Origin of the sequence: Streptomyces otsuchiensis (assembly GCF_004305975.1) — a bacterium.
In the GTDB taxonomy this organism is placed as follows: domain Bacteria; phylum Actinomycetota; class Actinomycetes; order Streptomycetales; family Streptomycetaceae; genus Streptomyces; species Streptomyces otsuchiensis.
In genome coordinates, this window is the sequence record NZ_BHZI01000093.1 from 1 (window position 1) to 19,932 (window position 19,932).

The 19,932-nt window shown below is 73.0% G+C and carries 14 protein-coding genes and 1 pseudogene; 5 read left to right on the plus strand and 10 right to left on the minus strand.

All coding sequences use genetic code 11. The annotated features are described in order from the left end of the window. Both E0D90_RS28595 and E0D90_RS11195 read right to left on the minus strand, forming a co-directional pair. Window positions 1–205 (minus strand): annotated as a pseudogene (locus tag E0D90_RS28595) (hypothetical protein); the annotation flags it as partial. A 42-nt stretch (window positions 206–247) separates the two neighbouring features. After that, window positions 248–2,533, minus strand: a complete 2,286-nt coding sequence (locus tag E0D90_RS11195; RefSeq protein WP_130797666.1) for a transglycosylase domain-containing protein — start codon at window positions 2,531–2,533, stop codon at window positions 248–250. A gap of 442 nt (window positions 2,534–2,975) precedes the next feature. Between E0D90_RS11195 and E0D90_RS11200 the strand changes: the two genes are divergently transcribed. The 4 genes from E0D90_RS11200 (at window position 2,976) to E0D90_RS11210 (ending at window position 6,205) form a co-directional block, all read left to right on the plus strand. Further along, on the plus strand, window positions 2,976–3,413 hold the full coding sequence (locus E0D90_RS11200; RefSeq protein WP_130797668.1) for a WhiB family transcriptional regulator: 438 nt from the start codon (window positions 2,976–2,978) through the stop codon (window positions 3,411–3,413). A 91-nt stretch (window positions 3,414–3,504) separates the two neighbouring features. Then, window positions 3,505–3,660, plus strand: coding sequence for a Sp36 family protein (sp36, locus tag E0D90_RS27180; RefSeq protein ID WP_167967906.1), 156 nt, complete (start codon window positions 3,505–3,507; stop codon window positions 3,658–3,660). Then, window positions 3,657–4,139 carry a RidA family protein gene (locus E0D90_RS11205; protein ID WP_103502636.1) on the plus strand — a complete coding sequence of 161 codons (483 nt, stop codon included), beginning with the start codon at window positions 3,657–3,659 and terminating at the stop codon, window positions 4,137–4,139. The genes sp36 and E0D90_RS11205 overlap by 4 nt, the downstream gene beginning before the upstream one ends. Before the next feature lie 224 nt (window positions 4,140–4,363). Further along, window positions 4,364–6,205: a S9 family peptidase gene (locus tag E0D90_RS11210; RefSeq protein WP_130797684.1), complete on the plus strand. Its 1,842-nt coding sequence runs from the start codon at window positions 4,364–4,366 to the stop codon at window positions 6,203–6,205. Between the two features lie 121 nt (window positions 6,206–6,326). Here the strand turns inward: E0D90_RS11210 and E0D90_RS11215 are convergent, their stop codons facing one another. The 7 genes from E0D90_RS11215 to E0D90_RS11245 form a co-directional block, all read right to left on the minus strand. Next, on the minus strand, window positions 6,327–7,217 hold the full coding sequence (locus E0D90_RS11215; RefSeq protein WP_130797670.1) for an SURF1 family protein: 891 nt from the start codon (window positions 7,215–7,217) through the stop codon (window positions 6,327–6,329). 107 nt (window positions 7,218–7,324) lie between these two features. Next, window positions 7,325–9,043, minus strand: a complete 1,719-nt coding sequence (locus E0D90_RS11220) for a hypothetical protein (protein ID WP_130797672.1) — start codon at window positions 9,041–9,043, stop codon at window positions 7,325–7,327. Continuing rightward, entirely contained in the window at window positions 9,040–9,684 is a 645-nt protein-coding gene (locus E0D90_RS11225) for a SigE family RNA polymerase sigma factor (protein ID WP_130797674.1), read from the minus strand. The genes E0D90_RS11220 and E0D90_RS11225 overlap by 4 nt, the downstream gene beginning before the upstream one ends. 334 nt (window positions 9,685–10,018) lie before the next feature. After that, entirely contained in the window at window positions 10,019–11,545 is a 1,527-nt protein-coding gene (locus tag E0D90_RS11230) for a DUF1254 domain-containing protein (RefSeq protein ID WP_130797676.1), read from the minus strand. Between the two features lie 180 nt (window positions 11,546–11,725). Continuing rightward, on the minus strand, window positions 11,726–14,287 hold the full coding sequence (locus tag E0D90_RS11235; protein WP_227870135.1) for a terpene synthase family protein: 2,562 nt from the start codon (window positions 14,285–14,287) through the stop codon (window positions 11,726–11,728). A gap of 308 nt (window positions 14,288–14,595) precedes the next feature. After that, window positions 14,596–15,999: an MFS transporter gene (locus tag E0D90_RS11240; RefSeq protein ID WP_130797686.1), complete on the minus strand. Its 1,404-nt coding sequence runs from the start codon at window positions 15,997–15,999 to the stop codon at window positions 14,596–14,598. A gap of 83 nt (window positions 16,000–16,082) precedes the next feature. Then, a complete protein-coding gene (locus tag E0D90_RS11245; RefSeq protein WP_130797678.1) occupies window positions 16,083–16,736 on the minus strand; it encodes a winged helix-turn-helix domain-containing protein in 654 nt (217 codons plus the stop codon). Window positions 16,737–17,025: 289 nt separating this feature from the next. Here E0D90_RS11245 and E0D90_RS11250 point away from each other — a divergent pair, with 289 nt between their 5' ends. Next, complete coding sequence (locus E0D90_RS11250) at window positions 17,026–19,125, plus strand: TerD family protein (protein ID WP_130797680.1); 2,100 nt, start codon at window positions 17,026–17,028, stop codon at window positions 19,123–19,125. An 89-nt stretch (window positions 19,126–19,214) separates the two neighbouring features. Here E0D90_RS11250 and E0D90_RS11255 read toward each other — a convergent pair whose 3' ends face one another. Continuing rightward, a complete protein-coding gene (locus tag E0D90_RS11255; RefSeq protein ID WP_227870137.1) occupies window positions 19,215–19,883 on the minus strand; it encodes a response regulator in 669 nt (222 codons plus the stop codon). Window positions 19,884–19,932 lie beyond the last annotated feature (49 nt).

Consider the following 19,932-nt stretch of genomic DNA (forward strand, 5'->3'; position numbering starts at 1 on the left):
CCGCCAGGACCGCGTCGAGGAACTCGGGGAGGTCCCCCTGGGCGCGGCGGGCGTCGGTGCAGAGGTAGAGGCGGGCGGCGGGGGGGGGGGGGGGGGGGGCCGGGGGGGGGGGGGCCCCCGCGCCCGCCGTTTGTGCTGTGCTGTGCTGTGCTGTGCTGTGCGGAACGGAGCGGCGGGGGGACGTGGAGGACGTCGGCCGGGGCACGGCCTCGGTCAGCGGCCACCCGCCTGCCTGTCGGTCAGCCCGTCAGTCCCACTCGAAGTCGTCCCAGTCCCAGTCGTTCCAGTCCCAGTCGCCGGGACCGTTGCCGCCGGGACCGTTGCCGCCCGGACCGTTGCCACCGGGACCGTCGCCACCCGGGCCGCGGCCGCGGTCGCCACGGTTGTCGGAGTTGTTGCCGGGGCGGCCTCTGTCGCTCTCCGAGTCGTTGTCGCCGTCACCGTCGTTGTCGTCATCGTCGTCCCCGCCGCCGCGCGGCAGGTCGACCTTGTTGAACTCGCTGGCGGGGATGCCCTCCAGCGCGCCGTTCATCGCCTGCCGCCAGATCGGGCCGGCGACGCTGCCGCCGCCCGCCTTCTCGACCCAGTTGCCGGCCAGCGTGAAGTTCTCCATGGGGAAGGGGTCGATGCCGCCCACCCGGACCGCGGTGGAGACGTCCGGGGTGTAGCCGACGAACCAGACGTCCCGGCGCTCGTCGGTGGTGCCGGTCTTGCCGGCGTTCTGCCGTCCCTGGAGGCCGACCTGCTGGCCGGTGCCGTCCTCGACGACGCCGGCGAGCATGGCGTTGATGAGGTCGGCGTTCTCGGCCGACATCACGCGCTGGCACTCGGTCTCCGGCACCGCGTACTCGTTGCCGAACGCGTCGCTGGCGCCGACGATCGAGACCGGCTCGCAGTGCTCACCGCGGTTGGCGAACGTCGCGTAGGCGTTGGCCATCATCAGCGGGGTCGTCTCCTGCCCGCCGAGGGTCACCGACGGGTAGGCGTTCAGCGGCGACTCGTCGGCGCCCTTCCGGATGCCCAGCTTCTCCGCCATGGTGACCGTCTCGCAGAGCCCGGACTCCTCCATCAGCATGACGAAGTAGGTGTTGATGGACTTGCCGAGGGCGTCGGTCATGTCCCACGTGCCGGTCATGGTCTGGGACTCGTTCTTCAGCTCCCAGAGGGCGTTGCCGGACGCGGTGCCGTCGCAGTTGCGGAAGGCCGACTCCTCGATCTCCATCTCGTAGTCGCTGGAGTACTCCTTCGCCGGGCTGACGCCGGCCTCCAGCGCCGCGGCGGCGGTGACCGGCTTGAAGGTCGAGCCGGGCGGGAAGCCGTAGGTGGCGCCGCCCATCGCGCCGGAGGTGTTGAGGTTCAGCGTGGTCTGGAACTGGTCGCCGTCGTTGCCGTAGGGCCGGCTCTGCGCCATCGAGATGATGTGGCCGGTGCCCGGCTCGACCTGTACGACGGCGGCGGTGGCCTGGTCGTCGGCGTGCGCGCCGTTCTTGGCGGCTTCGGACGCGGCCTTCTGCGCCTGCGGGCGCAGCGTGGTGCGGATGGTCAGGCCGCCCAGCTCCCAGCGGGCCTTGCGCTCGGCGCTGTCCTCGCCGAAGACCGGGTTCTGCAGGAACTCGCGCTGCACGTAGTCGCAGAAGAAGCCGGCGTCGTGGACGGCGGTGATGCAACCCTGGCGCGGCTGGCTGACGTTGAGCCCCAGCTCCCGCCCGACGGCCTCGTCGGCCTCCTCCTGGGTGATGTCCTTGGTCTCGACCATGCGCTGGAGGACCATGTTCCGTCGCTTGACGGCCTCTTCCTCGGCGTTGATCGGGTCGTAGCGCGTCGGGGACTGCACCAGACCGGCGAGCAACGCGGCCTCGTGGAGTTCCAGTTCGCTGGCCGACTTGGAGAAGTACCGCTGGGAGGCGGCCTCCACGCCGTACGCCTGCTGCCCGAAGAACGTGATGTTGAGGTAGTTCTCCAGGATCTGGTCCTTGCCCAGCTCCTCCTCGAGCTGGATGGCGTACTTCAGCTCGCGGATCTTGCGGCCGATCTTCTTCTCGGTCGCCTCCGCGACGAGGTCGGTGTCGTCACCCGCGGCCTCGACGAAGACGTTCTTCACGTACTGCTGGGTCAGGGTCGACGCACCCTGGGTGGTGCCGCTGTCGAGGTTGCTGTTGAGCGCGCGGGCGACACCGCGCACGTCGATCGCGCCGTGCTCGTAGAACCGGGCGTCCTCGATCGCGATCAGCGCCTCCTGCATCACGGGCGCGATCTCGTCCAGCGGTACCACGGTGCGGTTCCGGGCGTAGATGTCCGCGATCTTGCCGCCGTCGGCGTCGAGCACCACGGTCTTCTGGCTCAGGGGCGGTCTGGTGAGGTCGGCCGGCAACTCGTCGAACCCCTCGACGGTGCCCTTCGCGGCCAGGCCGATCGCCCCGACGGCCGGCAACGCGATTCCGGCGAGCACCGCGCCGGCCAGCACGCTCACCCCGACGAACTTCGCACCCTGCTGCGCCGCACCGAGACCGCCGCCCACTCGCTTCCTGCTCATGGGAGCCAGCGTACGGGGCCGATCGCCGGACAGGCGACCACACGTTCGCCTACGCTGCACGCGTGTCCCATACACCGGGGCCGGGGTCAAGCCCTGCATCACTCTCCGGAGTGACGCCGTAGCGCGCACGCCACGGCGGAAGTTGCCGCCGGAGTCGAACCCCTGCCCTATTTGTGCGATATGACCGCTGCTCAGTCAGGGCGGGCGACCACATCGTCACTCAGCAGAGTGATTCTGCGATTGCACATAGCCTGATCGGGTCATTTTTCTTTAGACCTCGTGGGGGTGTTGTCGTCCGGCCGCAGACCGTAACGTCCTCAACCGGCAAGCACGGAACGCGTGGAACAGCCGCCTGACCGACGTACTCCACGGGTCCGGCGTGACCCGCGCTCCCTTGCCGCCGTTGGGGGAGCCTCGGATCACGTGAGAGGACGGCACTGGCATGGGCTGGGTCACTGACTGGAACGCCAAAGCGGCCTGCCGCACCACCGACCCGGACGACCTGTTCGTCCAGGGTGCGGCACAGAACCGCGCGAAGGCCGTCTGTGGCGCTTGCCCGGTCCGGGCCGAGTGCCTGGCCGACGCGCTGGACAGCCGGGCGGAGTTCGGAGTCTGGGGCGGCATGACCGAACGCGAGCGCCGCGCACTGCTGCGCCGCCGCCCCACCGTCACCTCCTGGCGCCGCCTGCTGGCCACCGCCAAGGCCGAGTACGAGGGGACGGACACCGCCGCCACACCGCACGGCACGGGCACAGGCGCAGGCACGGGTGCGGGTGCGGGCGGGCAGGGCGCCGCCGCGCGGCCGGAGCCCGGACGGCCGGTACCACCCGCCGTCACGCACCTCACGAGCCGCCACGCGCCGGAGCGGCTGGCGTCCTGACCGCACGCACGAGCGCACGCCGGACCGTGCGCTCGGACCATGCGGAACGCGCCACCTGACCCACGCGGCGGCGGCGTCTAGAGTTCAGGCCATGACCAAGTGGGAATACGCAACCGCACCGCTGCTGGTGCACGCCACCAAGCAGATCCTGGACACGTGGGGCGAGGACGGCTGGGAGCTGGTCCAGGTCGTCCCCGGGCCCAACCCCGAGCAGCTCGTCGCCTACTTCAAGCGGCCCAAGCAGTGACGGGCCGCACCGAGACCCGGCTGGCCGAACTCGGCCTGGAACTACCGGAGGTGGCGGCCCCGCTCGCCTCCTACGTACCCGCCGTCCGGACCGGCCCGTACGTCTACACCGCGGGCCAGCTGCCGCTGGTCGACGGCAAGCTGCCGCTGACCGGCAAGGTCGGCGCGGAGGTGACGCCGGAGGAGGCCAAGGATCTGGCGCGCACCTGCGCGCTGAACGCGTTGGCCGCCGTGAAGTCGGTCGCCGGTGATCTCGACCGGGTCGCCCGGGTCGTGAAGGTCGTCGGATTCGTGGCCTCCGCACCCGACTTCACCGGTCAGCCGGGCGTCGTCAACGGCGCCAGCGAGCTGCTGGGCGAGGTCCTCGGCGAGCGCGGTACGCACGCCCGCAGCGCCGTGGGCGTCGCGGTGCTGCCGATCGACGCGCCGGTCGAGGTGGAGATCCAGGTCGAGCTGCACGCGGAGCCGACCGGGTCCTGACACGACCGGGCGCGGCGACGTGGTGTGTGGGGGCGGACCGTGGACGGGTCCGTCCCCACAGCTCTCCCCGTTCTCTCCCGCCGCCGCGCTCCCCCGGTGGCTGCCGGGCTGTCGTGGGCAGGCAGCACAATGGGGCCATGGCTGATCACTCCGAGCGCGCCGACCAGGACCAGGACGACTCCGGGAACGGCGCGACCACCGCCGCCCATGACGGCACCGCCGCGATGCCCGACTGGGAGAAGCGGTTCCGCGCACCGCGCACCGGGCTGCCGCAGTGGGCCGAGGACGCCCCCGACCGCTCCCTCTTCGTCTCCAACGCCACCGGCATCTTCGAGCTGTACACCTGGGACCGTGCCACCGGCGACCAGCGGCAGGCGACGAACCGGCCCAACGGCACCACCGACGGCGCCCTGACGCCCGACGGCACCTCGGTGTGGTGGTTCCGCGACACCGACGGCGACGAGTTCGGGGTCTGGGTCCGCCAGCCGTTCGAGGGCGGCGACGCCGAGCCGGCCGTCCCGGGCCTGGCGCCGTCCTACCCGGGCGGGCTGTCCCTGGGCCGCGACGGCACGGCGGTCGTCGGCCGGATCACCGAGGAGGACGGCTCGACGGTCCATGTGGCCCGGCCGGGCGCCGAGCCGGTTGAGATCTATCGTCACCGCCAGACCGCGGACGTCGCCGGCCTGTCGTACGACGGTTCGCTGCTGGCCATCGAGCACACCGAGCACGGCGACGCCATGCACTCGGCGGTGCGCGTGGTGCGCGTCGACGGCTCGACCGTCGCCGAGCTGGACGACACCAACGGCGGTGAGGAGGAACTCGCCCTCTCCGTCATGGGGTTCGCCCCGGTCGACGGCGACTCCCGGCTCCTCGTCGGACACCAGCGGCGCGGTCGCTGGGAGCCGATGATCTGGGATCCGCTGACCGGCGAGGTCACCGATCTCGGCCTGGACCTCCCCGGCGACGTGCACGCCGAGTGGTACCCGGACGCCTCCGCCCTGCTGCTCGCCCACAGCTACCGGGCGCGCAGCGAGCTGTGGCGACTGGAACTGACCACCGCGGAGCGGACCGGCAGGGAGCGGACCGCGGGCGGGCAGACCGCCGGCGAGCTGACCCGTGTCGAGACGCCCGCCGGAACCGTCTCCGGCGCGACCGCCCGCCCCGACGGCACCGTCGAGTACCTCTGGTCCTCCGCCGCCCGGCCGCCGCAGCTGCGCTCGACCAGTGGCGGCGTGGTGCTCGACCCCCCGGGCATGACCGCCCCCGACTCGGTGCCGGTCACCGACGTGTGGGTGGAGGGCCCGGGCGGGCAGGTGCACGCGCTGGTGCAGCGGCCCGAGGGGGAGGGCCCGTTCCCGACCGTCTTCGACATCCACGGCGGACCGACCTGGCACGACAGTGACGCCTTCGCGGCCCAGCCCGCGGCCTGGGTGGACCGGGGATTCACCGTGATCCGGGTCAACTACCGCGGCTCGACCGGCTACGGCCGGGCCTGGACCGACGCGCTCAAGCACCGCGTCGGGCTGATCGAGCTGGAGGACATCGAGGCGGTGCGCGCCTGGGCGGTGGAGACCGGGCTCGCCGACCCCGAGCGGATCGTCCTCACCGGCGGTTCCTGGGGCGGCTACCTCACGCTCCTCGGCATCGGCACACGGCCGGAGCTGTGGACGGTGGCCGTGGCGGCGGTGCCGGTCGCGGACTACGTGGCGGCGTACGACGACGAGATGGAGGCGCTCAAGGCGATGGACCGCACGCTGTTCGGCGGCTCCCCCGAGGAGATCCCCGAGCGGTGGGAGGCGTCTTCCCCGATCACCTACGTGGACGAGGTGACGGCGCCCGTGTACATCACCGCCGGCGTCAACGACCCTCGGTGCCCGATCCGGCAGATCGACAACTACATCGAGCGGCTGCGGAAGCGCGACGCGGTCCACGAGGTGTACCGCTACGACGCGGGGCACGGGTCACTGGTCGTGGACGAGCGCGTCAAGCAGGTCGCGCTGGAGATCGACTTCGCCGTGCGGATGCTGGAGAAGGCCACCTCGCGGGCGGGTACCGACGAGGGCTGATCCGGCACCCCCGGCCGCGTGCCTCGGTGGCCCACCACCGGGGTACGCGGCCCGGAAGCGTGAGGTGGGGTGGAGTGCGGCGCGGTGCGGTGCGGTGGGACGGGGCTCGGTGCCGCCGCTGTCAGGCCGAGGGGGGTGTGGTGGTGGTCCCGGCGGCCGAGCCGGACAGCTCCGGCTCCCGGCGGTCGCCGTCCTCGGGCGCCGCCTCCGCTTCGCTGTCGGCCCGGGGCGCGGCCCCGGGCGCCGCGCCGTCCGGGTGGATGCCCAGCTCCGCGTCGCGGACGGTCTCCACCTCGCGGCGGAAGAGCCGGAACCACATGAAGACCGTGAACGCCGCGAAGACGAACCACTCGGCGGTGTAACCGAGGTTCTGGAACGCCTTGATGTCGAGGCCGGTCCCGGAGGGCGCGACCGGCGGCACCGCGGTCAGCGGCTCCTCCACCTCCCGCACGGTCATCCACGCGTTCTCGACGTCATAGGGCAGCAGGTTGATCAGGGACGCCGCGCCGATCACACCGACCTGCCCGGTCGGCAGCCCCGTCGGGGCGCTGACCGCGCGCGGTGACTCGGGGGCCTGGAGGAGGCCGACCACGGTGACCTCGCCGTCGGCCGGGGCGGGCACCACCGCCGGGTCCGGCTCGCCCGGGAGCCAGCCGCGCACCACCGGCAACGCGGGCTCGCCGTCGTCCCGCAGCAGCGGGGTCAGCACATAGAATCCGCGCTCGCCGTCCAGGGTGCGGCCGGGGACGAGGAGTTCCTGCTCGGGGTCGTACCGCCCCTCGACGGAGCCGACCTCACCGACGGTGTCGGTCGTCGGCGGCAGCAGCGTCTCCAGCGGTACCGCCTCGGCGCTGACCGCCGCCTCCGCCTGCTGCTGGTGCGAGCGGTGACCGTCGACCCGGTCCTCGAACCTGCCGAGCTGCCAGCTCCCCATGAAGAGGCAGAACGGGATCGCGAGCGCGACGAAGACGTTGATCGTCCACCAGCGCGGGGTCAGCAGAAACCGGTACACGTCCCCACGGTACCGGGCGCCTCCCCGGCACCCGGGCCCAGCCCGTTCACCACGGCCCGGGGCCGGTACCTACCCGCTCGGGTCAGGTCAGGTCAGGTCAGGTCAGGTCAGCTTGACGGTACGGCGAGGACTCCGGTGCGGTGCAGGCTCCCCGAGCACGCTCCGGGCAGCTCGACCTGCGCGGCGCGCGGTGTACCGGCCGCCGGCGTGTAGCGGACCACGACACCGTCCTCGTCACTGCCGGAGGAGCCGCCGGACCCCGTCGAGCCGGTCGAACCGCCCGACCCGGGCGAGGAGCCACCGCCGGAGCCGTCTCCGCCGGACGAACCGTCGTCGCCCGGACCCTCCGAGCCGTTGGTGTCGTCGTCACCGCCACCACCGGACGCACCGCCGCCGGCGGCGTCACCGCCACCACCGCCGCCCGCTGCGGGCTCGTCGTCGATCGTCGCCGTTCCCGTCTCGCTGTCGTCCCTGCCGCCGGAACCGCTGGAACCACTGGAACCGGAGGTGCCCGAGCCCGGGGAGGACCCGCCGGAACCGGTGCTGCCGGAGCCGGAACCGGCCGAACCGGTGTCGGCGGGCAGCGTCTCGGTGTCCGGCACCGAGCAGCCACCGTTGACGGCGCTACGGCTGGGTACCCACGCGAAGCGCACCTCGTACGCGTCGCCGGGCGCCAGCACCAGTTCCTCCAGCCACTCGTCGGCGAGCGGCAGCCCGGGGGCGCGGTCACCCGCCGAGCGCAGCACCACCTGGGGCACGGAGGCGGCGGAGGTCTCGGACATCACGACGGCCGTCACGGACAGCTCGTCGGTGCCACGGACCCGGCACGTCAGGGCGGAGATGTTCGACAGCCGGATCGCGCCGTAGATGACCCCCGTGTCGTCCGGGGAACGCACGTCGGTGACCGCGTTTCCCAACTGCTCCCGGTCGCAGCGCGGGTAGGAACCGGCCGAACCCTCGGCCTCGCTCGACCCGGCCTCGTCGGGGCTGCCCGGGCCACCCGGATCGGCATCGTCCCCGTCGCCCGACTCCTCGGCGGCTTCAGGGCTCTCCCCCGGCGCGGCGCCGCGCTCGCCACCGTTGGCGGGCGACCCGGGGCCGTCGCCGGAGAGGCCGTCCCCACCCGTGGAGCCGCCGGCCCGCTGGTCGTGCCCCGCTTCCACCGTGCGGGAGCCGGAGTCGCCCACGACCGAGGCGGTGTGCAGGGTCACGGGGGCACCGACCGCGAGCACGACGACGGTGGTCGCCGCCGTCATCAGCCGCCGTCGCTGCCGACGACGGACGGGAACCGCGTGGTGCAGGGTGTCGAGCGCCCCGTCGGCCGGGCGGAGGTCACGGACCGAGTCCTGCAGCAGCCGACGGAGGATGTCCTCTTCGGCCTCGCGCGAGATCGCGGCCTTCGGCGGTGCGGCGGAACCGAGGACGGCGGCGAGCAGCGCCGCCTCGCCCGGAACCCCGGAGTCGCGCCCCGGCTCGGGGGCGGCGGCCGTGTCAGCGGGACCGGTGCCGCCGGCGGGACCGGCGCTATCGGCGGGATCGGCGCCGTCACGGCGCGCGGCGGTGCCGTCGGTGCGCTTCTCGCTGCCGTCGGCCGAACTCGCCGGGTCGCTCGGCGACGAGGCGGGAGACAGTGACGGCTGGTCGAGGGCCGCGGTTCTATCCGGTACCGGGGCGTTGTCGGCGGCCTCGGCAGCGTCGTCCGCGGTCGCGTCGTCGTCCGCCTGCCTCGGCGGGACCGGGCCGCCACCGACGCCGTCGGCCGGCTCCGTGTGCCGGGATTCGTCGTGTGGGCCGTGGTTCTCCGGCCCCGGCTGGCCTGTCGTCATTGGTGCGCCCCCATGGCGACCCGGAGAGCGGCGATGCCCCGCGAGCCGTACGCCTTGACCGAACCGGTCGATATGCCCAGCGTCCGGGCGACCTCCGCCTCGGACATGTCCGCGAAGTAGCGCAGCACCAGCACCTCGCGCTGACGCCGCTGGAGGCCGCGCATCGCCTTGATCAGGTCGGCCCGCTCCAGCTCGTCGTAGGCGCCCTCCTCCGCGCTCGCCATGTCGGGCATCGGCTTGGAGAGCAGCTTGACGCCCAGGATGCGCCGACGCAGCGTCGAGCGGGAGAGGTTGACGACGGTCTGCCGCAGATAGGCGAGGGTCTTCTCGGGGTCGCGCACGCGGCGGCGCGCGGAGTGCACCCGGATGAACGCCTCCTGGACGACGTCCTCGCAGGAGGCGGTGTCGTCGAGCAGGAGCGCGGCGAGGCCGAGGAGAGAGCGGTAGTGCTGCTGGTAGGTGGCGGTGAGGTGGTCGACCGTGGTGCCCTCAGCCATCGAGGCGTCCACGTCCTCGCCCGGCAGGCGGACCTGCGCCGCGTCCCGGGCGGGTATCGGGGCGATCACCGGGAAGCCCGCAGCGGGACGGGGAGCGACGGCCGGCCGGCGTACGGGTGCGGTGAATTCCAGTACCTCTGCCACGTAGGTTGGACACGCGCTCCCCCGCGTTGGTTGTACGGCGCGCGTGGGTTTCTTGCCGCCGGGCACACCGCCGCCATCCGCACCGCCTGTCTCCGTCTGTCCCAGAGCCCCCCTGCGCTCTCGGCGGACCTGCCGAAGAACACGGAAGACGCTCCCGGCACCGCCGTCGTCTCGCCTGGGGCACGGGGAACGTCAATCCTCTCCCGGGTGAACTGCCCGGATCAACCCGCCGAGGGCAATGAGTTGATCACAGGAACTTCACGAAATCGGCCGGGCCGCCGGCACGGGGCAGCCCACCCGACGGATTGACGGTGGTGCGGGAGGGGATGTCCGGCTACGCCTCGCCGGTGCCCGCCAGGTGCTCGGACCGGCCCGTCGCCGGTGCGGCGGTCGCTCGCCGCGGGCCGCCACGCCGCATCGGGTGCCGGGGGGTCACGGCGAGGGGCGGGGGCTGCCAGGTGCCGTCGAGTACGGCCGGTCCGGGCCCGTAGATCCGCAGGACCAGTGCGAACGGACCGTCCGGAGCGGGCAGCCAGTTGGCGCGGGCGCCCGGGTCGTCCGGCGGCAGGTGACCGACGGCCAGCGTCAGGCCGCCGTCCGGGTCGCGGACCAGGCCCGCGGTATCGGAGCCGACGTGGTGACGGCCGGCGGGGTGTTGGTCGACCAAGCGTTGGCCGGCGGGGTCGGTCACCGGGCGGTGCCCTGGCGACCCGTACAGGGTGAGGGACCAGAAGCAGCGGGCGGGCGGCAGTCCGTCGGGGGCGAACCGCAGCCGGAAGTCGCGATGGGCGGCATCGGTGGGCCAGTTGCCGTCGGCGTCACGGCTCCAGGTGGTGGACCACAGCTCCTCCACGGGCAGCCCGTGGAGTCGCCGGGCCGCGCCGACAGCGCGGTTCAGGTAGTCGTCGCCGAGCCGTTCACGGTTCCCGAACCGGCCGCGGACACCGGCGTCGGTCGTGCCCCGGTCGGCGGCGGCCAGCCGGGCGTGGGCGTCCGCGACGCCGTCGGCCACTGCCGCGCGCACCGGCCCGGGCAGGGCTGCGGGGTCGAACCTCCCGCCGCCGTCGACCCCGAGCCGGGCCAGCCGGGCGCGCAGCTCACGTTCGGAGGGCAGGACGGGGAAGAAGCCGAGCAGGAAGTCCAGCAGGGTGAAGAAGGCGGGGGTGGCGAGGTCGTCCTCGCTCAGCTCGGGCCAGGTGAGCGCGGGGGCGGGTGGCGGCGGCCGGTCGCCGGTGTACTCGCTGAGCGGGCGCAGCCGGTAGCCGTGCTGGACCCGGCGGAGTCCGGCGGCGTCGTCCGGACCGTAGGAACGGGTCCGGCCCAGGCATCCGACGAGGTTGGTCGCCGCGCACATCACACCGTCGAGCCCGTCGGGTACCGGCCCGTCGTAGTCGGGGCCGGCCACCAGGTGGTCACCGGCCCGGCCGGCGTTGGTGCGGGAGCCGACGAGGCCGATGACGGCGGTGTCGAGGTCGTGGAACGGCAGCACGTAGTAGCGGTCGGTTTCCGGTACGGAGAGCACCCAGGGTTCCGCACGGAGGTCGAGCCAGGCCCGCGAGGGCGCCGTCTCCTCGTCCGGGGCGGCCACGGCGATACCGCGGCCGGTCGGCACGGACGGGCTGGTCCGCGCGGACGGGCGGGTCGGCCCTGACGGGCGGGTCGGCCCTGACGAGCGGGTCGGCCCTGACGAGCGGGACGGGCGGGACCGGTGGTGGAACCGTCCGAAGCCGCCCGTGTGGCCGGGGCCGACCGTGCCGATCGCCTCCGTCCGCAGCACGCGGTAGCTCTCCAGCAGCGGATGACCCCAGATCCATCCCTCGGCCGCGATCTCGCGCGCCTCGTCCGGCGCCGGCAGCGTCATGGTCGATCGCCCTCTCAGCTACTCCCCGAGCGACTGGTCCAGCTTCCCGAGCGACGGGCACGCCTCATCGACCGGCGGGCCCGCCGTACCTTCGAGCGTAGGCCCGGCCCGCCCGGCCCGCACCCCCGAGCCGGGCGCGGCCGAGGGGCGGGAGGGCGAGCCGGAAGGGCGGACGAGCGGCTAGCGGGGCGGGGCGACGCGCAGCGCCGCGGTGCCGATGCCGCTCGGCCCGGTCGGCAACGCCAGCGCCGACCAGGCGGTGGGTCCGGCCGACACGACAGCTCCGGCCGGCACGACGGTTCCGGCCGGCACGACCGCTCCGGCCGGCACGACCGCTGGCGACGCGGCGGCACTGACCGGTACCGCGGCGTCCTCGGTGACCACCTCGCTCCGTGCCACCTGGACGAGCCCGGCCGGCGCCGGGGGCGCGGACCACGGGGGCGCCGGGGTGGTGACCCGCGCGGGGACGGACGGCACCGCCGCCGAGGCGGGCACCTGGGTGAGCAGCGGGCCCGGCCCCTCGGGCACCGGCGGCGCCGCCGCGTGCGCCTGTGCCTCGGCCGCCTCCAGGCAGTCCTCCTCGCGGTAGCGGCGGCAGTCCTGGTGCCAGAGCAGGATGCCGGAGAGCCAGTTCTCCAGGTCCGTGACGTAGTCGCCCATGGCCTGCCGGGCCTCGGGGCTGAGCCCCAGGTCGTCGTAGAGGCCGGGGAGTTCGTGTGCGACGACGTGCTGGAACTGGGCCATGCGGGAGCGCATCAGGTCGTCGATGATGCCCAGGCCCGTCGGGTAGTCGCAGCCGAAGAAGTTCTGCACCACCAGGACGCCGTTGTGCACCTCCCCCTCGAACTCGATCTCCTTCTGGTACGAGAAGACGTCGTTGATGAGGCAGGCGTAGTCGGCGGCGGCGTTCTCCAGCGAGCGGACGGGGCCGCTCGCGTACACCTCCGGGCCGATCACGTCCGCCCGGCGCAGCCGGCACAGGCTCATGGTGAAGTCGGAGCCGAAGGTCTGCCGCCGCATCTCGATGTAGTCCACCGGGTCCGGTACGCGGTGGGCGGCCTGGTTCTCCAGCTCCCAGATCCAGCTGGCGGTCATCGACTCCAGCGAGGCGCGGAAGGACCGGCGGGCCGACGGCGGCATGGGCGCGGTGGTCCGTGCCCAGAGGTCGGCGAGGCCGCGTTCCAGCGCGTTGGCGGGCAGCGCGGTCGGTGGGCCGTCCAGCGGCATGAAGAGCGCCAGCCGGGCGTTGCAGGCGCGTGCGCCGGCGACGTCGCGGGTCCGGCCGAAGACCACCGGGAAGTAGTCGTCGCCGTAGGTGCCCCAGGCCAGCCACTGCGAGCTGAGGTCCAGCGCCTCGGAGGTGGCGTCGGGGTGGATGCCCGCGGCACAGAGCGGGAAGTCGAACCCGGCCAGCCGGTGGGCGTCCCAGATGTCGGAGGCCGGCACGCCCGGTTGGGGCTGGAGCAGCCCCATGCGCTCGCCCCATTCGACGGTGGCGCGGCGTGCGGTGTCCAGGTGCGGGCTGAGCCGGACCGTGAACGGCATGTCGAAGTCGGGCAGCAGCGAGGGGCCGACGCGCTGGTGCGGGACGTGGGCGTGGCGCCGCAGACCGCGCAGCCCCGAACGGGCGCTGCCGAGTGCGGCCTTGACCTGGGCCGTCAGCACGGCCTGGCCGGTCGTGCCGAGCCCGCTGGGGCCCGGTGGTGACCAGCCGCCGGTCAGCGGCGAACCCGAACCGGCCGCAGCGCCGCCGTCGTTCATGTAGCGGCTGGACCGCAGATGCCATTCGTGGCCGCCGGACTGCCAGTCCTGGAGGCCCTTGGCGTAGGCGAGGACGTCGGCGCAGGAGGCCGGGTCCAGTCCGTACTCCACGAAGAGCGGGGCGAGTTCGGTGAGTGCCGTGTGCTCGAACTGCTGGAGGCGCGAGGTGAGGAGGTCGTTGACCGCGTCGGCCGCCTCCTGTGTGGTGCAGTTCAGGAAGCGTTCCAGCACCAGTACGCCGTTGCTCAGTTCACCCTCGTCCTCCACCTCCCGCTGGTAGGAGAAGAGGTCGTTGCGCAGGTGGACGGCGTCGGAGAAGGCGTCACGCAGTACCCGCAGCGGCCGGGAGGATGCGACCGCCGCGGGTACCTCGGCACCGGCCGCGTGTTCCACGAGCCCGGCCGACCAGGGGGCGCCACCGACCTTGCGGCGCATCTCGATGTACTCCACCGGGTTGGCGACCCGGCCCGCGTTGATGTTGGACAGCTCCCAGAGGGACTCGTTCAGCAGGTGCTCGGTCGACTCGGCGAAGCGGGCGCGCCAGTCCGCCGAACGGGACGGGACCGTGCGGCGCCAGAGGTCGGCGAGACCGGCCTCCACGGGGTTCTCCGGTTCGGGGAAGCCCGCGGTGAGGTCCATCGGCATGAAGGCGGGCAGCCGGTCGAGGTGGTGTTTGCCGCCCGCCCGGTCCTGGGTGCGCTTGAACGCCTCCAGGAAGTTGTCGTCGAAGAAGAAGACCCACACGTACCAGTCGGTGATGAGGCTGAGCATCTCCGCGTCGGTGTCCGGGTGGGTGTACCCGCACAGCAACGCGTAGTCGTGGGCGTCGAGATCGCGCTGCTCCCAGATGCCCGACCCCTCCAGCATCCCCATCCGCCGGGCCCAGGCGCGGCTGTGCTCGCGCGCCTGCTCCACGTGCGGGCTGAGCCGCGGCGGATAGGGGGTGTAGAAGTCGGGCAGGTTGAACGGCTGTGGTGCCACCGGGGAGCCCTCCCTGAGCTGTTCGGCAGTCCGGTCACCCGGACGGCCGGGAACTACCCGGGTGCTGACGCCGCCATCCCGACGACAGAAAGGTCATACAAACTGAAAGCCACTGCACGCCCCTTGGATTAGCGGTGGGAGACGGCCGTCGTTTGGCCGTGTTGGCTGGCGCGATGAGGGGCGCGAGCCCGGGGGCGTGCGCCGCTCTCAGCAGCACCATCGGCAACGCGGGTTGTCCCGCGACACGCCGGTTCCGGCGTGTCGCGGGCGCTGTCGGCCGGCCACGACGGCGAGTGCGGCGGAACCTGTCAGCGGTCCCCGGAGGCGGCCGGCGTCCGTACCTCCGGGCCCGGCTCGCCCGGTGGCGGTCCGGCCGGAGCCGGGTCGCCCGGGGGCGGTCCGACCGGAGACGGTCCGACCGCCCCCGGGTCGCCCGAAACCCCGGCGGGCGGGTCCCCGTCGGCCGGGGCGTCCGCCGCACGAGCCGCCATCCTCCGGGCGTCCATCTCCCGCCACTCGTGGCGCAGGCCGGTGAGCGTGGTGACGAGGAAGTAGGCGGCCGCCGCGATCACCAGCACCGTCGTCAGGCCCAGCGCGGTGACACCCACGCCGCCGATCAGCCCGCCCAGCGGGATACCGGCCCAGGCGAGCGAGCCGCCGAGGGAGACGACCCGGCCCAGCATCGCCCGGGGGACCCGTTCGAAGCAGACCGCGGCGATGATCGGATTGAGGAAGCCGCCCCCGAAGCCGCTCACGACGAAGACCGTGACCACCACCCACAGCGGCACGTCCAGCGCCAGCACCAGGAAGCGCGGCGCCCCCGCGAACAGGAAGCCGAAGAAGAAGACGGGCCGGCGACGCAGTCGGTGCGCGAGGCCCGCCGCGATGAGGCTGCCGACGACCGCCGAACCACCACCGGCCGCCGCGACAAGTCCGATCGCCGCCGGGCCGTTGCCGGACTCGTTCGCCCAGACCGGCAACAGCACCGCCGAGAAGGCGGCGTCGAGCAGGTTGGTGACGGCGACCATCAGATAGATGGTCAGCAGTAGCCTCTCGGTGCGCAGGTAGCGGAAGCCGGAGCCCAACTGGCGCCAGTAGCCCACTGCTTCGTCCCGCGCAGGCGGGGCCCCGCCGGCCGGGCCGGACCCGGCCGGCGACTCGGGCCGCGGTGTCCGCCCCATCGCGCGCGGCAGCAGCAGCGAGACGATCACCGCGCCCAGCGCGAAGCAGACGGCGTTGACCATCAGACCGGCCACCGGGCTGGTCACCGCGATGAGCAGCCCGCCCGCGAACGGGCCGACGGTGGACGCCAGCCGCTCGGTCACCCCGGAGAGGCCGGTGGCCCGCTCCAGCACCACACCGCTGCGGTCGGCCGCCTCCGGCACCATGACCTGCTTGGCCAGGTCGCCGGGGCCCCGGACCGCGCCGATCACCGCGACCAGCACCAGCAGCGCCCAGAACGGCAGCAGGCCCATCAGATGGAGAACGGGCACGACGGCGGCGGCCACGGCGCTGGCGAGGTCGGCGGTCCAGGAGACGACCCGGGTACCGATGCGGTCCAGGACCGGCCCGGACAGGGCCTTGGCCAGCACATAGGGCGCCATCTCGCAGAAGGCCACCAGCCCCGTGAGGGTCGCACTGCCGGTGGTGACCAGCACGAACCAGGGCAGGGCGATCGCCGAGACACGGGTACCCGTGAGAGCGACGGCCATGGCGGCCAGCAGCCCCACCAGCGGACGCAGGCTCCGCTTGCCCTCGCTGCCGGCGGCGCTGCCGACGCTCACGACGCCGACGCTCACGCCGCCGGCCCTCCGTCCGGCGAGGCCGGATCGTCAGCCTCGTGGCCCTCCTGCGGGTCAGGCAGCACGATCGAGATGAACTCGACGCGCTCGGCGCCCTCGGGCAGGTCCTCCTCGCTGCCGGGACGGTCCAGGCGGTATCGCCCGATGATCCCGGCGATGTCGTCCCTGAGCGATGCCCCCTCCTCCGGAGTGAGGCGGAAGATGATGTCGGAGAGGCCGTACACCTCCTGCCAGACGCGCGGCATCGTCGGGTACTCGGTGACGCTCTTGCGCAGCCGTGCGCTGTAGTTGGCCTCAATCGCCTGGACGTACGCCATCGTCGCCTCGGGCTCCTGCCGGAGCAGGTCGTGGTCGTCGAAGCGGGTGCTCTCGTGAACCGCCACCCACCAGCGCTCCCGGGCGTTGCCACGGTCCTGGTCCTCGGCGACGAACCCGGCGTCCGCCAGCTGGCGGAGGTGGTAGCTGGCAGAGCCGGAGTTGATGTCCAGGCGGTCCGCGAGCCGGGTCGCCGTCGACGGTCCGTGTCTGCGCAGCAGCCCCAGGAGCCGCACACGATGGGGATGGGCGAGGGCGCGCAGGCCCTTGGCGTCGAGGCGGACTTCGCTGCGTGGCTGACGGCCGCCGGGGGCCGGATCGGTGGAAGGCATGGACACACCCTAGACCGCAAAGAAGTCTTTGCGAAGAGTTCTTTGCGAAGAAGTGTTGGCAAATACCCCGGCCGCTACCGCCCGGTCCGTCCAGGACTCACGAGGGGCACCACGGGCGCCACGAAATCCGCCGTCCACAGGCTGTGGACGACACCAGGGCGAAGGTCACCGTCTCGTCTCATTCGCCGCATCCGGCCACGGAGCGGCCAGCGGCGTCCCTATCGTGTGGGCCCGCACGCAGCGTGCGCGGCGGATGACACTGCGAGCACCTGGGGGTCCGATGCAGGAAATGGTGAAGGGCGCGAACGTCGCGCTCTCCTCGCTGCGGGACCAGGTCGGTTCGATCATGGTCCATCTGAGCTGGAGCAGCGAATCGGGCGACGGCGACGCGGACGTGTCCGTGCTCCTGCTGGACGCCCGCGGCAGGGTCCGGGGCGACGCGGACTTCTACTTCTACAACAACCCGGCCGCCGCCGACGGCAGCGTGCAACTTCTCGGCAAGACTCCGACCGACGCCGGCAGCGAGGACCGGATCACGCTGGACCTCGCCGCGATGCCGGAGACCGTCGACCGGATCGCGGTCGCCGCCAGCCGCTACGGCACCGACCGCTTCGGCGAGCTGGACGACCTGCGACTGCGGCTCACCGACGCCGAGGGCGAGCAGCTGGTCGGTTTCACCGTCACCGACGCCGAGCAGGAACGCGCCATCGTCTTCGGTGAGTTCTACCGGCGCGGTGGCGAGTGGAAGTTCCGGGCCGTCGGTCAGGGCTACGCTTCAGGGCTGGCCGGACTCGCCGGGGATTTCGGCATCGAGGTCGAGGACGACGCGCCGGACAACCACCCGGACGGCCTGGCATCGGACCACCCGGACGAGCATCCCGACAACGACGCGGCGGGAAGCCAGCCGGGGGAGACGGGAGACGCGGCGGACTCCGCAGCGGCAGGAGCACCGCCCGCCGCCCCGGACAAGGACGCGACGCGGGCCGACCCCGACCCCGGCACCGGATCGGAACCGGACGGGCGGCCCACGACCCGGCGGCCGCGCACGGCCCGCCGAAAGGCGACGCTGCCGAAACCCCGCAAGTCCCTCGCGGAGAACGACAGCTGGCGCTCGTCGCGGCTCTTCCCCGTCTCCTCCCTCAAGAGCGACCGAGAGCGGGAGGCCCGCGCCACCTCCGTGTTGCTGTCGGTGATGAGCCAGGTCCCCGAGTTCGGACGCCGGTTGACGGCGGGGTTCGGGGCGCCCGCCGGGCGGATGGAGGCGTTCACCGAGGTCTCGCTACCGCACGGGGACGCGCCCAGGCGGCCTGACGGCGTCATCCGGGTCGAACGCGCCGGAAAGCTGTGGACCGCACTGGTGGAGACGAAGACCAACGGAAACCCGCTGAAGCCGGAACAGGTACAGGACTACGCCGACATCGCCACCCGGCGCGGTTACGAAGCGGTCATCACCCTCTCCAACGATGTCGCTCTGGAGGGCAGCCCCCTGGTCGAGATCCGCACCGACGGGCGCCGGAAACACAAGGTCGCCCTCTGGCATCTGTCCTGGGCGGAGGTCACCCACCAGGCACAGATGCTCGTGCGCCACGAAGGGGTGGGGAACACCGCCCACTACTGGCTGCTCCAGGAATTGCTGCACTACCTGCAGCACGACAACTCCGGCTGTCACGGCTTCCAGAACATGGGACCCGCCTGGGTACCGGTGCGCAACGGGATCGACGACGAGACGCTGTGCCCCGGCGATCCGCGTGCGGTCGAGGTGGTCGGCAGCTGGGAGCGGCTGATCCGCCAGGTCAGCCTGCGGCTCGGCGGCGAGATCGGACGCCGAGTGCTTCCGGTGCAGCGGACTCGACGCGGAACCGACCCACACGCACGGCGGCTCGCCCTGGCCGACGAACTCTGCACGGACGGACGGTTGCAGGCCGCGCTACGTGTGGAGGACGCTCCCGGCCCTCTGTCCCTCACAGCCGACTTCCGGACCGCCCGGGTCCGGACTTCGATCGAGGTGCCGGCCCCCGAACAGGGCTACCCCCTGACATGGGCCAAGCGGCTGGTGCGGCAGCTGGCCGACGCGCCCGCGGACCTCCATGTGGAGACGTTGCTGGCCGACAACCAGGCCGGGCCGCGAGGCACGCTGGAACGGCTGCGCCCCGAACCCGCCGACCTGCTGCCGTCCGGGACTGCGGCGATCACCGGCTTCCGGCTGTCGCTGTTCAAGGGCATGGGCAACACCCGGGGCACAGCGGAGTCCAGCTTCATCCGCAGCGTGGACGACGCCGTGGACCGGTTCTTCACCAGCGTGGTGCTGCCGCTGGAGCGCCGTCCCGCGCGCCGCGCAACAGTCGTGTCCGGTGCGCGGGCAGAGGCGCAGCCGGCGACGACCGGCTGAGCCCCTGGGAAACCGCCCCGCTGCTCCCGCCGGTTCCGGGAGCAGCGGGGCGGGGCGGTGGGCACAGCACCGGGGGATGTGCCGCGCCGTCAGCCGGGCTGGCCGGGTTCGGTCAGGCCGTGCTCGTGGGCGAAGACCACGATCTGCACCCGGTCGCGGAGGCCGAGCTTGCGCAGGATGCCGCCGACGTGGGACTTGACGGTGGACTCGCTGACGAACACCCGCTGCCCGATCTCCGCGTTGCTCAGGCCCTCGGCCACCGCCGCCAGGACCTCGCGCTCCTTCTCGGTCAGGGCGTCCAGCCCGGGCGGTGTGGGGCGGCGGGTGCGGAAGGTGCCCTCCAGCAGCGCGGCGAGGTCCTGCGGTGCCAGCACGGCGTTCCCGGCGTGCACGGTGCGGATGGCGTCGCGCAGCATCAGCGGGGTGGTGTCCTTGAGGAGGAAGCCGCTGGCGCCGTAGCGGATGGCGGTCGCGGCGCGGTCGTCGAGGTTGAAGGTGGTCAGCACGACCACCCGCACCGGGCGTTCGCGGCGTGCGGCGCGGGCGGGAGAGAAGATCTGCCGCGTCGCCTCCACACCGTCCATGCCGGGCATGCGCACGTCCATCAGCACCACGTCCGGGCTCACCTCGTCCACCAGCCGGATCGCGTCGTGGCCGTCGCCGCCCTGCCCGACCACCTCCATGCCCGGCTGGGCGTTGACCATGACGGAGACGCCTTCGCGGAACAGCGCCTGGTCGTCGACGAGGACGACGCGGATCGGGGGCGTGCCGGGCGCGGCCGGCGGGGTGACGTCACCCGAGGGGGAC

Coding starts and splice junctions, on each gene's coding strand:
- E0D90_RS11240 (WP_130797686.1), bottom strand. CDS start 15,999: ATGGCCGTCGCTCTCACGGGTACCCGTGTCTCGGCGATCGCCCTGCCC.
- E0D90_RS11210 (WP_130797684.1), top strand. CDS start 4,364: ATGCCCGACTGGGAGAAGCGGTTCCGCGCACCGCGCACCGGGCTGCCG.
- E0D90_RS11195 (WP_130797666.1), bottom strand. CDS start 2,533: ATGAGCAGGAAGCGAGTGGGCGGCGGTCTCGGTGCGGCGCAGCAGGGT.
- E0D90_RS11230 (WP_130797676.1), bottom strand. CDS start 11,545: ATGACGCTGCCGGCGCCGGACGAGGCGCGCGAGATCGCGGCCGAGGGA.
- sp36 (WP_167967906.1), top strand. CDS start 3,505: ATGACCAAGTGGGAATACGCAACCGCACCGCTGCTGGTGCACGCCACC.
- E0D90_RS11200 (WP_130797668.1), top strand. CDS start 2,976: ATGGGCTGGGTCACTGACTGGAACGCCAAAGCGGCCTGCCGCACCACC.
- E0D90_RS11250 (WP_130797680.1), top strand. CDS start 17,026: ATGGTGAAGGGCGCGAACGTCGCGCTCTCCTCGCTGCGGGACCAGGTC.
- E0D90_RS11245 (WP_130797678.1), bottom strand. CDS start 16,736: ATGCCTTCCACCGATCCGGCCCCCGGCGGCCGTCAGCCACGCAGCGAA.
- E0D90_RS11220 (WP_130797672.1), bottom strand. CDS start 9,043: ATGACGACAGGCCAGCCGGGGCCGGAGAACCACGGCCCACACGACGAA.